This is a genomic window from [Mycobacterium] fortunisiensis (assembly GCF_019050325.1).
Classification (GTDB): Bacteria; Actinomycetota; Actinomycetes; order Mycobacteriales; family Mycobacteriaceae; genus Mycobacterium; species Mycobacterium fortunisiensis.
The window spans coordinates 15564-28135 of record NZ_VOMB01000016.1 but is presented as its reverse complement, the minus strand read 5'-3'; the positions used below and the strand labels follow the sequence as shown (position 1 = coordinate 28135).

Below are 12572 nucleotides of genomic sequence, written 5' to 3'. Positions count from 1 at the left end.
CCCCCTAAGGAGAATCCATGACTGAGCGGCTCGCCGGAAAGGTCGCCTTCATCACCGGAGCCGCCCGCGGCCAGGGGCGCGCGCACGCGGTCCGGATGGCCAAGGAGGGCGCCGACATCATCGCGGTCGACATCGCCGGGCCGCTGCCGCCGAGCGTGCCCTACGACTCGGCTACTCCCGAGGATCTGGTCGAGACCGTCCGACTGGTGGAGGCCACCGGCAAGCGCATCGTCGCCACCGCGGCCGACACCCGTGACCACGATGCGCTGCAGACCATCGTCGGTAAGGGTGTCGCCGAGTTCGGCCGGCTCGACGTCATCGTCGCCAACGCCGGGATCACGGTGCCCGAGCCGTGGAACGAGACCACGCCGGAGTCGTTCCGCGACGTGATGGACATCAACGTCACGGGCACCTGGAACACCGTGATGGCCGGTGCCCAGCACATCATCGACGGCGGTCGCGGCGGGTCGATCATCCTGATCAGTTCGGCTGCCGGGATCAAGATGCAGCCGTTCATGGTGCACTACACCGCCAGCAAGCACGCTGTCGCGGGTATGGCACGGGCGTTCGCGGCCGAGTTGGGTAAGCACAAGATCCGGGTCAACAGCTTGCATCCGGGTGCGGTGAACACCCCGATGGGCACCGGTGACATGCTGGCCGCGCTCAACCGGGCCAACGACACCAATCCCGGTCTGATGCAGATGGTCACGCCCTTCCTGCCCGATTACATCGCCGAGCCCGAAGACATCGCCGACGCGGCGATCTGGCTGGCCAGCGACGAATCGCGGTATGTCACGGCCAGTCGGGTCGCCGTCGATCTGGGTTCCACCCAGTTCTGACCCGCAATGTCCAGCCCAGTATCCACGGACATTGCCGACGAGCTGGCCGCCGGCCTGGACAGCTACGGCGACCGGCCGTTCGTCGAGTTCGCCCGAAAGTGGTACTCGGGCAACGAGATAACCCGCTACATCGAACAGATCTCGGCCGCGCTGTCCGAGGCCGGACTAGCTTCGGACGAGCCGGTCGGCATCGTGGTGCGCAACCGTGTCCCGCACGCCGCGGCAATCCTCGGGTTCATCGCGTCCCGCCGGCCCGTGGTGATGATCTACTCGTACCAATCGGCTGCCGCGATCGCCCGCGATGTCGAGAACCTTTCGTTGCCGGGGATTCTCGCCGACATCGACGACTGGACACCGGAGCTCAACAGCGCCGTCCGCTCGGCGGGCTCGGCGGGCATCTCGTTGTCCGGTGAGCCGCTCGCGGTCGGTGTCACCGTAACCCGGCAACCGGGCAGCCGGCACGATCCGAGCTTGGCGCAGTCCGGCCTGCACATCCTGACCAGCGGCACCACCGGGCCGCCCAAGCGAATTCCGGTCGCCACCAAGGTCCTCGCCCACACCGTGCTCAGCATGACGATCGGCTCGGGCACCGAAGTGGTCGGCCCGAACACCCCACCGGCGCTGGTGTACTGGCCGTTCGGCAGCATCGGTGTCTGTCAGCTGCTGGCCGCACCGTGTGCCGGAAAACGCCTGGTACTTCTGGAGAAGTTCGACGTCGACGAGTGGGTGCGGGCGGTGCGGACCCACCGGATCACCTGGGCCGGGGTGCAGCCTGCGATTCTGCGGATGCTGCTGCAGGCCGATGTTGCGCGGGCGGACCTGGCCTCGCTGGAAGGTCTGTCCGGAGGCTCCGGACCACTGGAGCCGGAGTTGCGGGCCGAGTTCGAGAGCCGTTACGGGATACCGTTGTTGTGGGCATACGGGGCAACCGAATTTGCCGGGTCGGTGTGCAGCTGGACACCGGAGTCCTACCGGCGCTTCGGCGCGGCCAAACCCGACAGCGTGGGACGGCCGCTGCCGGGGGTGCGGGTGCGCATCGTCGACCCCGACACCGGTGCCGAGGCCCCGGCCGGCAGCATCGGGCGGCTCGAAGCCCGGGTCGAGGTGATCGGTCCCGACTGGGTCCGGACCACCGACCTGGCCTCGATGGACGACGACGGCTTCGTCACCCTGCACGGCCGCGGCGACGGTGCGATCAACCGTGGCGGGTTCAAGATCCTCCCGGAAACCGTGCGCCGGGTGCTGATCTCACATCCCAGCGTGCTCGACGCCGGCGTGGTGGGGGTGCCCGATTCCCGCCTCGGCCAGGTGCCCTTCGCCGCGGTCGAGCTGCGCCGCGGCGCCGGGGTCCCGACCGAGGATGAGCTGAAGGACCTGGTGCGTGAGGCCCTTCCGAGCCATCACGTGCCAGTGTCCGTGGTGATCGTGGACGCACTCCCCCGCAACGCCGCCCTCAAGGTGCGGCCCGGCGACATCGCGGCGCTCTACACTCCCTGATTTCCCTCACGAGCAGACGCGTAGGTACCCCATTTGCGCCTCGGCGGGGTACCTACGCGCCGGCTCGCGGGGAAAGGTGAGCGGACAAGAACTTCACCTGATCCTCGGCGGCGGTGTCGAACCAGTCGTGCCCGGGCCATACGTCGAAGTGGTCGCACGGGTAGTGATGGACCTGAGCCCTGGCTTGCACCGCCGTCTTCATCACCGAGTTGGCCGGGACGAACCGGTCGAAGTCGGCAATCTGAATCAGCACAGCGCATTTCAGGGCCTTGGCCGCTGCGCCGGTGCGGATCTGCACCAGCTCCATACCGATCGCCGAATCCACCTCGTTCCGCCACGTCGGGCCGGCGATGGCGCGATAGCTGTCATACGCGCCATCGAGTGCCAGCGCTCCGGCCTCCCCCGGCTTGGCGGCCAGCGGCATCAGCGTCGGGTGTCCGCCCGCCGCCACGGCCACCCGGCTCTTGACCCCTGCCAGCGTCCAGCGCAGCGCCGAGCCGAGGTCGCGGTGCGCGACTGCCGCACGGCTGGCCGCCAGCCCACTGGTCAACGGCGTCATACCGATCACGGCGGCCACGTCGGCGCACTGGGCGGCCACCCGCAGCACGTGGCTACCCGAGAACGACGATCCCCACAGCACCACGCGCCGACGGTCCACGCCCGGCAGCCGTTGGGCGGCGGCGATCGCCGCACCGTAGTCCGCCATCTGCCGCTCGACCGAAACACTCTGTCGCGGTTGCCCGTCGGAGGCGCCGAAACCCCGGTAATCGAACGCCAGCACGTCCAGGCCGGCGGCGCTGAACCGCTCGGCGAACGGTTGCAGCCCAGAGTCCTTGGTACCGCCGAAGCCGTGCGCCATCACCACGACCGGCCGCCCGCCCGAGCCGGTGAAGCGCTCGCCCGCGCCCGCGAAATGCCACGCGCTGCAGCGCTCGCCGGACGAATAGAACGTGAGCTCGGTGAACGTCATGCCGTCACCCCGACGACGGCGCTGTCCTGCCCGGCCGCGGCCCGCTTTGCCCCCGCGGGCAATTCGCGTGCCCGGATGTCGTGTTCGTAGTAGAAGTAGTCCACCTGCTGGGTGTGCCGGGGCCGGTCGGTGCAGTGCCCGGCATGCAACTGCTGGTCGGCGTCGATCACCCGCTCCATCTCTGCCGCCGACGGCAGCGCGTAGCGACCCACCGCATAGGCGGCCAGCAGCCGGGACTGGCACTCGACGAACGGGAACAGGGTCGGGATCGCCTGGGCGAAACCCATGAACACCAGATCGTCCATGCCGGGCTTGAACATCCGCTTGTAGAGCCGGATGTGGTTGTCCGGGGCGCTGACGAAATCCCGGTCGAAGAACGGGAACGTGATGTTGTAGCCGGTCGCGTAGACGATCACGTCGAAGATGTCGCTGGTGCCGTCGTCGAAATGCACGGTGTCGCCGTCCAGCCGTGCCACGTTGGGCTTGGGGATGACGTCACCGGACCCGAGCCGCAGCGGGAGCTCGACCGACTGCGTGGGGTGCGCCTCGAACAGTTTGTGGTTCGGCGCGGGCAGGCCGTACATCCGCGGATCGGTGCCCAGCACCGGCGCGATCAACTGCACCATCTTGCGCTGCCAGGACAGCGGCAGATACGGATTGGTCTTGAAGTACTTGTCACCTGGTTGTCCGGCAATGTATTTCGGCACGATCCAGGCGCTCGAGCGAGTCGAGAGCGTGACCTTGTTCTGCAGCGACTTGGACGACAGCTCCACGGTGATGTCAGCGGCGCTGTTACCGATCCCGACCACCAGGATCCGCTTGCCGGTCAGCTCCAGGGGTTCCCTGGGGTCGATGTAGTGGTGTGAATGGATCGTCTCACCGGTGAACGTGCCGGGGAACTCGGGCAGCCGCGGATCCCAGTGGTGACCGTTGGCGACGACGAGCAGGTCGAATTCCCGGCGGGCACCGGCCTGGTCCTCGATCTCCCACCCCCCGCCGTCGCGACGGGCCGCGTGCACCACACCGTTGTTGAACTCGATGTGCTCCAGCAAACCGAATGCGTTCGCGTAGGCGTCCAGGTAGGCCTTGATGTCGGAATGGTGCGGGAAGGCCGGGAAATGCTCGGGCACCGGATAGTCCTTGAACGACAACCGATGCTTGCTGGTGTCGATGTGCAGCGAGCGGTAGGCACTGCTGTGGCCGTTGGGGTTACCGAAGGCCCAGTTCCCACCGATGCGGTCCGACGTCTCGAACGTCGTGTACGGCACCCCGTAGTCCTTGAGCATCTTTCCGGCGGTGAGCCCGCTGATGCCTGCGCCGATGATTGCCGTCCGCGGCAGTGAATGCTGCAACCCAGTGCTCCCTCACGTTGTGATGCAGAACACTAACAGTGCGCTTTGACGGACGTCAACGAATTCTGACAACTGTCAGAAACCACCGCGAGCAGACACGAAACTGCCTCGAAACAGCGATTCAAGGGCAGTTTTGCGTCTGCTCGCGGGGGGAACTTCAGCCGATGAAACGGATGATCGACTCGGCGACCGCGGCGGGCTTGTCCGAGCCCTCGATCTCGACGGTCACAGTCATGGTCGCCTGCACCGCCCCGTCGAGCTGGGCCACCTCGGCGATCGCGGCGCGAGCGCGCACCTTGGCCCCGACCCGCACCGGGGTGATGAACCGAACTTTGTTGTAGCCGTAGTTGATCGCCATCGCGATGTTGTCGACGCGGTACAGCTGATGGGTGAAGTGCGGCAGCAGCGACAGCGTCAGCAGACCGTGCGCGATGGTGCCGCCGAACGGGCCACCGGCCGCCTTCTCGGGGTCGACGTGGATCCACTGATGGTCATCGGTGGCGTCGGCAAACAGGTTCACCCGGTCCTGGCTGATCTCCAGCCAGTCCGTCGGGCCCAACTCACTGCCCGCCGCCGCGGCAAACTCGTCCAGACCATTGAAGACTTTCACGTCCACTCCTCTCGAACCGTCGTCAGAAGACTACGGTTTGATTCCCGAACCGTATTACGCGGTCCTCACAGTGCCACAGCACCGCGCGCGACAACACCAGCCGCTCCACGTCGGCGCCGAGGCGAACCAGGTCGCCGACGGAGTGGCGGTGGTCGACCCGGACCACGTCCTGCTCGATGATCGGCCCCTCATCGAGATCCCCGGTCACGTAATGCGCTGTCGCCCCCACCAACTTCACCCCACGTTCCTTGGCCCTGCGGTATGGCGCCGCCCCGATGAAGGCGGGCAGGAACGAGTGGTGGATGTTGATCAGCGGGCAGCCCACGGCATCGAGGAACTCCGGGGTGAGGATCTGCATGTACCGGGCCAACACGACGAGATCGACATTGCCGCGCAACAACTCCAGCAACCGTTGTTCGGCTTCGGCGCGGTTGTCCCGCGTTGCGGGGACGTACAGGTACGGCACCCCGAAGGCGCGCACCTGCTCGGCCAGGTCGGGATGGTTGGAGATGACCATGGCCACCGACATGTCGAGCTCACCGCGACGGTTGCGCCACAACAGATCCAGCAGACAGTGGTCCTCGCGGGAGGCCATCAGCGCCACCCGCTTGGGCTTGGCGGCCTCGGTCAACCGGAAGTCCATCTCGAACGGGCCGGCCACCTGCTGCCCGAAGTCGCGCTCGAGGTCGTCGCGCACCGCCGCCAGCCCCGGCAGATGGAAGATCGTGCGCTGCATGAACGTACCGCCGGACTGTTCGGTGGAGTGCTGATCCAGCGACACGATGTTGGCGCCGGCGCCGGTGAGGAAACCGCTGATCGCCGCGACCAGACCGGGCCGGTCGGCGCAACGCAGCAGCAGCCTGCCGACGTCCTGGGTCGGCAGCGCGGTCGCGCTCGGATATTCCTGTGTCATCGCCATCAGAATCTCATCACCGGCCGGTCCGCGGTGACAGAACACCGCCTACCGAGGACGTCAGCTATCGGACAGGCCCCGCTCACCCCGGCGTCGACCGTCGTTCATCCGGGCGCACCGCGCCCGCACTGGCTGCGGGCCACGACAGCAAAAACGTATCCGAACCGCACGGAACGACCCATCCGCCGCAGGCGTCAATTCAGATTTTTTGCCAGCCGCGAGTTCGACACACATATTCGGCGCGAATAGGGTCGACCCGAATTTGCCAAATTTGCATGTACCGGTGAGTAAATCCAGGATCGGCAGACAAAATTCACCACCCGCCCGGACAAGATTTCACAGCTCGCTGGAATTCCACGTCGACGCGGCGCAATACTCATCAGACGCATTCGCACACCCCGTGCCACCCGACAAAGTCAGCTGGTCCAGTTGACGGTTCGGCTGACCGACGAAATGGATTCCGAATGACCGCTCCCCGACTGGACACCGCTCCCCGCTGCTCCGTCACCCTGGACGAAAGCCCGAGTTGGTGGGACCCCGACAGCGAGTGCACGATCGTGGTGGCCCGACCCGCCGCAGAACCCGACCTGTGGCGCGAGTACGTCCGCGGCGCCCAGGCCAATTATCGCAAGCACGGCGTCCAGCGAGCACTGGACTCGAAAGCCCTACGGACAGGCACGGATACCGCATTGTTCTGTGTCGGGATCAACCGCTCGGGCCACGTCGCCGGCGGGCTCCGGGCAAAAGGGCCGCACCACGGCGTCGAAGAAAGCCACGCCCTCGTGGAATGGAGCGGGCAGCCCGGACTCGACTCGGTGCGCAAAATGATTGCCGATCGCCTGCCGTTCGGAGTGGTCGAGATGAAGACGGCCTGGGTGTGCGACGACCCCGAACAGAGTCGTGCCCTCACCGATACGCTGGCGCGTATGCCGTTGCACGCGATGACGCTGTTGGACATTCAATTTGCCATGGCCTCTGCGGCTGCGTATGTCCTGAAACGCTGGCTGTCATCGGGCGGAGTACTCGCGACGAAAATTCCCGCCACGCCGTATCCGGACGAGCGCTATCGGACGAAGATGATGTGGTGGGATCGCCGGACTTTCGCCAATCACGCCCATCCCGGGCAACTGTCGCGATACCTCGTCGAGGCACAGCGAATCGCTCCGCGCTCGGCCGTGACCGACGGTCCGCTCACCCCGACCGCGGCGGTGCGATGATCGACGCGGACGACCTCGACGAAGCCGGCCAGTACCGGGCCGCCGTCATCGACGACGACACCCTCGCACGGCTGCGCCGGGATCCACGAATCACCCTGATCGACGAATGCCGTGGGCAGCAGGCCGCGTTGCAGACGCTGGTGCCCGCCATCGAGCCCGCACTTCGCGACGAGCCCACCCGATGGGTCTACTACCCGTGGCGCCGGTGCGCGGTGCACATCCTGGGACCACTCGCGTTCCACCGGTTGCGCCTCGATCGCAATCGCAACCTGATCAGCGCCGACGAACAGCAGCGGCTGTTGGGCCGGCGGATCGGGGTCGTCGGGCTCAGCGTCGGGCATGCCATCGCCTACAACCTCGCCACCGAGGGGCTGTGCGGAGAGCTCCGCCTCACGGACTTCGACGAGCTTGAGTTGGCCAACCTCAACCGGGTGCCCGGCACGGTCTTCGATCTCGGGGTCAACAAGGCCGTGGTGGCCGCGCGCCGGATCGCCGAGATCGACCCGTATCTCACGGTCCGCATCGATCGGCACGGTGCGGCACCGGAATCCATCGATCGGTTCCTGCACGGGCTCGATATCGTCGTCGAAGAGTGCGACTCGCTGGACGCCAAAGTCCTTGTCCGCGAGGCAGCCCGGGCCCGGCGCGTCCCGGTGCTGATGACCACCGGCGACCGTGGGCTGCTCGACGTCGAGCGGTTCGACCTGGAGCCCGGCCGCCCGCTGCTGCACGGGCTGCTCGGCGACATCGACGCCGCCGACCTGGCCGGGCTCAGCAGCAAGGACAAAGTGCCCCACGTACTGCGGATCCTGGACGCACCGCAACTCTCCCCGCGGATGGCGGCATCGCTGGTCGAGGTCGGTAAGACCCTGACCACCTGGCCGCAGTCAGCCGCCGAGGTCGTCCTGGGCGCCACCGTCGTCGCCAACGCCGTGCGCCGCATCGGACTGGACGAACCGATGCCGTCCGGGCGGGTCCGAATCGATGTGGCCGATGCCCTCGATCGCATCGGTGATCCGCTTCTCGACCGGCCCGAACCCGTGCCGGCGCCGGTAGCCGCGGCGGAGCAGACCGAACCGACCGGGTTGGCGGCCATTCTCACCAGCGCGGCGACCCGCGCCCCCTCGGGCGGCAACGTCCAGCCCTGGCACATCGAGTCGACCGACACCGGCATCAACCTCCGACTGGCCACGAAATACACCACGGCAATGGATGTCGGATACCGCGGCAGCGCAGTCGCGCTGGGCGCGGCGGCATTCAATGCCCGAGTGGCGGCCGCCGCGCACAACCGGATCGGTCAGGTCCGGTGGTCGCGCGGCGATGAGGGCACACCACTGTGCGGAAGCGCCGAGTTCTCCACCGGTAGCGCACCGGAATTGGCGCAGCTGTACCAGCCGATGCTGGCCCGGGAGACCAATCGGCACCGGGGCAGCGGTGCACCCATCGCCGACGAGGTGCTCGACGCGTTGCGGGCGGTGGCCAGAGCCGAGGGTGCCGAGGCACACATCCTCGATAGTCGCGACGAGATCGCCGCTGCCGCAGGCATACTCGCCGAAGCTGACCGGATCCGCTATCTCACCCCGACGCTGCATCAGCAGATGATGTCGGAACTGCGCTGGCCCGGCGACCCGGCACCCGACACCGGTATCGACGTCAGCACGCTCGGGTTGGACCCGTCCGACCTGGTGGTCTTGGACATCCTGCGCCGCCCCGAGGTGATGGCGAAACTGTCGGACTGGAACGCCGGCTCCGCACTCGGGGAGGACACCGTTGAGCGGGTCACCTCCAGTTCGGCGCTCGCGGTGGTCACGGTCCGTGGCCGTCGGCTCACCGACTATGCCGTGGCCGGGTCGGCGGTCGAGGCCGTCTGGATCGACGCCCAGCGTCGCGGTCTGGCGGTTCAACCCGTCTCACCGGTGTTCCTCTATGCCCACGACGACCGGGATCTGCACGCGCTGTCGCCTGTCCACGCCAACACACTGCACAACCTGCAGTACGATTTTCGCAGGTTGACCACCACCGAGCGCGACGAGTCACAAGCGCTGGTGCTCAGGTTGTCCTATGCACCACGTCCGACGGTACGCAGTCGACGGCGACCCACAGTGGGGTCGACGCCGCAGTACGGCTGAGACCGGTGCTGAGGTATAGGCGGAGGTATCTGGTGTCTGGCAGTCTCGAGCTGCTCGTCACGTCGGTCGCCACACAGTTGATGGCCGTCGATGCCGCGACCTCGGTGGCGGTCAGCCAGCAGGTGCTGGCCGAAATGGTGTCGTTCTTCGATGTGGACGTCAGCTTCCTGCGCCACAACGATCATGAGACGCACGCGACGCGTTTGGTCGCCGAGTGGCCACCGCGGCCGCTGGACGACGCGACCGACCCGATCGCCGTCGTGCACTTCGCCGACGCCGACCCGGTGTTCGCGATGGCCGAGCACCTCAAGGAACCCGCGGTGTTCCGTCCGGAACCGGCCACCGACGACTACCAACGCACCATCGAGGCCGGACGTCACATCGCGAGCACGTCGATGGCGTGCGTGCCGCTGCTGTCGGGCGACGTCACCACCGGCGTTTTGGGTTTCGTCAAGTTCGGCGATCGCGAGTGGCTGCCGGCAGAGCTCAACGCGCTCAAGGCGATTGCCTCACTGTTCGCTCAGGTGCAGGCCCGAATCGAGGCCGAGGACCGGCTGCGGTACCTGGCCGATCACGACCACCTCACCGGGCTGCACAACCGCCGGGCGCTCATGGCCCATCTGGAGGCTCGGTTGGCGCCCGGTCAGCCAGGTCCGGTGGTGGTGATGTTCTTCGACCTCGACCGGCTCAAGGCGATCAACGATTACCTGGGCCACACCGCCGGAGATGCGTTCATCAGCATCCTGGCCGAGCGGTTGCAGCGCGGCGACGACCAGCCCAAGCTGATCGCGCGTCTCGGCGGTGACGAGTTCGTGGTGGTGCCGGCGGCGTCGATGACGGCCGAGGATGCCACGACACTGGCCTATCGTCTGCAATCGGTGCTGCGCGAACGGGTCACCATCGACGGCGAGATGTTGACCCGGACGGTCAGTATCGGTCTGGCCGAAGGCATTCCGGGCCGCGATTCCACCTCCGATGTGCTCAACCGGGCCGACCACGCGGTACTCACCGCGAAGAGTTCGGGCGGAAACCAGGTCGCGGTGTTCTCCGACACGATGGCGATGGCGATCGATTTCCGCAACGACATCGAGCTGCACCTGCAGAGCGTGATCGAGAGCGGGGCGCTGCTGCTGCACTACCTACCGGAGATCGACATGCGCACCGGCGAGGTCTTGGCCGCCGAGGCCCTGGTCCGCTGGCAACACCCCACGCGCGGTCTGCTGTCCCCCGACTCCTTCATCGGAGTGGCCGAATCCATCAACCTGGCCGGGGAATTGGGCCGCTGGGTGCTGCGGAACGCATGCGCCGAGTTCGCCCGGTGGCGATCCAACGGTGTGGGCCGCAACATCGTGCTGCGGATCAACGTCTCCCCGGTGCAGTTGGTGACCGACGGATTCGTCGAATCGGTGGCCGGCGTCATGAAGGAGTTCCGCCTGCCCCGCGGATCGGTGTGTCTGGAGATCACCGAGAGCATCGTGGTGCAGGACATCGAAACCACCCGCTCGACACTGACCGGGCTGCACAAGGTGGGCGTGCAGGTGGCCATCGACGATTTCGGCACCGGCTACAGCGCGCTGTCACTGTTGAAGTCGCTACCGGTGGACACCCTCAAGATCGACCGCAGCTTCGTCGCCGGGCTGGGTTCGGACCCGGGCGATCTGCCGATCGTGCGCGCGGTGATCGCCTTGGCCGGGGCTTTCGGCCTGCAACTGGTGGCCGAAGGAGTGGAGACCGAACGGGCCGCACTGACCTTGTTGCGGCACGGGTGCTACCGCGCACAGGGTTTCCTGCTGTCCAAACCGATCCCCGGCCACGAGATGGCCGCGCTATTGGCCAAAGGGCGGGTGCCGGTGCATTTCTCGGCCGCGCCGCGTCGGTGAGCGTCCCGACTCACGGCGCGAGTCAGGTCGCCCACCGGAACTGCAATACTCCGGTTGGGCTCCGTCCGCCTCGACCTGCAGCAGCTCCACCCGGCCAAATCTGCTGGCGTTGTATCCGACCAGACCAACCTGCACCGGCTGATCCGAGATGAGCTGTCCGTCCGTCGAGACCGGCGCGCTGCCACGAGGTTCGGTCGACACCGCCACGCCGTGTCGAGCCCGTAGGGCCAACGGCCCATCGGCGGTATCGATGACGGCGCCGATCACCTGCCCCTCCTCGAAGACGAGGCGCTGCAATGTGCCGCTGTCCGACACCGGGATCTGGTGCTCGGCCACCTGCGTCGACAACCACTGCCCCAAAGTCGCGGACGTTGCGGGACCATCGGTCTCGAGTGCGCCCAGCAGCGCCACGGCGATCTCTTCCCCGGTGCGGGTCGTCATCGACGTCGTCCCGCGGTCCGCCAAACGCGTGTAGAGCACCCCGTAGGGAGACGACAGGCAAGTCTGCGCCCACTGCCCCAGCCGGGCCCCAAAGAACGGCGCGATCCGGCCCCGTCGGGATCGCGGGGGCCCGTCACTGACCACCCGGGCCGCGAGTTCAGCGTCGCACTCGATCTCGGCGCCCGGTAGCAGGTCGGCTGACAGCGCGTCGAAGTAATCACGGGTCTCGGGATCGGAGATACCTGCGCCCAGCCACGACGCTGGGTGCGGCTGTGTGCCACCAGTGGGTGCCGACCCCGCGATGTGCACGTCGAGCCCGGCAGCGGCTGCCGCCACGGCGACGGCCATCGCTCCGAAGCCGGAGCCACAGCAAACGACATCGACCTCGTCATCCCACATTTGCTAGCGACACTCCAGGCGGGCCGATCGACAGTTATCCCAGGTAAATCGCCTGGTCGTATCCGTAGAAATTGGGGTTGCCACGGCCCACACCGGGATTCGAGGGGGATTGCCGGTGCAGGCCATGGCAACGTTTCCACGATAACCCTTGGCAGTCGCTGCGGCGCTCACGACCGAGTCGGACACCGCCGGCCGGCGGGCAGCGCGCGACGAACCAGGAGTTATCACTCTACGCACGATACATACCTTTAGAATGATATGCACGGACGGCGAATACTTTGAGTCTGTTGGTGGCGCCACCGAGGAAACGACAGATGGAACGGCA

The 12572-nt window shown here is 66.8% G+C and carries 10 protein-coding genes; 5 read left to right on the top strand and 5 right to left on the bottom strand.

The annotated features are described in order from the left end of the window. Nucleotides 1-17: 17 nt before the first annotated feature. Nucleotides 18-839 (top strand): mycofactocin-coupled SDR family oxidoreductase, encoded by an 822-nt coding sequence (locus tag FR943_RS10405; RefSeq protein WP_217156643.1) that lies wholly within the window; start codon nucleotides 18-20, stop codon nucleotides 837-839. A 6-nt stretch (nucleotides 840-845) separates the two neighbouring features. Then, nucleotides 846-2336: a class I adenylate-forming enzyme family protein gene (locus tag FR943_RS10400; RefSeq protein WP_217156641.1), complete on the top strand. Its 1491-nt coding sequence runs from the start codon at nucleotides 846-848 to the stop codon at nucleotides 2334-2336. A 52-nt stretch (nucleotides 2337-2388) separates the two neighbouring features. On the opposite strand, the gene FR943_RS10395 is transcribed toward FR943_RS10400, so the two are convergent. From FR943_RS10395 to purU, 4 genes are all read right to left on the bottom strand, one after another. Continuing rightward, nucleotides 2389-3306, bottom strand: coding sequence for an alpha/beta hydrolase (locus tag FR943_RS10395; RefSeq protein ID WP_217156639.1), 918 nt, complete (start codon nucleotides 3304-3306; stop codon nucleotides 2389-2391). Continuing rightward, complete coding sequence (locus FR943_RS10390; protein ID WP_217156637.1) at nucleotides 3303-4658, bottom strand: flavin-containing monooxygenase; 1356 nt, start codon at nucleotides 4656-4658, stop codon at nucleotides 3303-3305. Before FR943_RS10390 ends, FR943_RS10395 begins: the two co-directional genes overlap by 4 nt. Before the next feature lie 157 nt (nucleotides 4659-4815). Further along, nucleotides 4816-5268 carry a MaoC family dehydratase gene (locus FR943_RS10385; RefSeq protein WP_217156635.1) on the bottom strand — a complete coding sequence of 151 codons (453 nt, stop codon included), beginning with the start codon at nucleotides 5266-5268 and terminating at the stop codon, nucleotides 4816-4818. Nucleotides 5269-5290: 22 nt separating this feature from the next. Further along, nucleotides 5291-6181, bottom strand: coding sequence for a formyltetrahydrofolate deformylase (gene purU / locus FR943_RS10380; RefSeq protein WP_217158119.1), 891 nt, complete (start codon nucleotides 6179-6181; stop codon nucleotides 5291-5293). Nucleotides 6182-6645: 464 nt separating this feature from the next. On the opposite strand from purU, the gene FR943_RS10375 reads away from it, so the two are divergent. Genes FR943_RS10375 through FR943_RS10365 form a run of 3 tightly spaced genes read left to right on the top strand, consistent with a single transcriptional unit; the run spans nucleotide 6646 to nucleotide 11407 of the window. Next, entirely contained in the window at nucleotides 6646-7398 is a 753-nt protein-coding gene (locus FR943_RS10375) for a hypothetical protein (protein ID WP_217156633.1), read from the top strand. Further along, on the top strand, nucleotides 7395-9527 hold the full coding sequence (locus FR943_RS10370; RefSeq protein WP_217156631.1) for an Rv1355c family protein: 2133 nt from the start codon (nucleotides 7395-7397) through the stop codon (nucleotides 9525-9527). The genes FR943_RS10375 and FR943_RS10370 overlap by 4 nt, the downstream gene beginning before the upstream one ends. Before the next feature lie 32 nt (nucleotides 9528-9559). Next, the gene (locus FR943_RS10365; protein ID WP_217156630.1) at nucleotides 9560-11407 is read left to right on the top strand and encodes a putative bifunctional diguanylate cyclase/phosphodiesterase; all 1848 of its coding nucleotides are present in this window, start codon (nucleotides 9560-9562) and stop codon (nucleotides 11405-11407) included. Here the strand turns inward: FR943_RS10365 and FR943_RS10360 are convergent. Continuing rightward, complete coding sequence (locus FR943_RS10360) at nucleotides 11354-12247, bottom strand: FAD-binding protein (protein ID WP_217156628.1); 894 nt, start codon at nucleotides 12245-12247, stop codon at nucleotides 11354-11356. The genes FR943_RS10365 and FR943_RS10360 overlap by 54 nt on opposite strands. Nucleotides 12248-12572 lie beyond the last annotated feature (325 nt).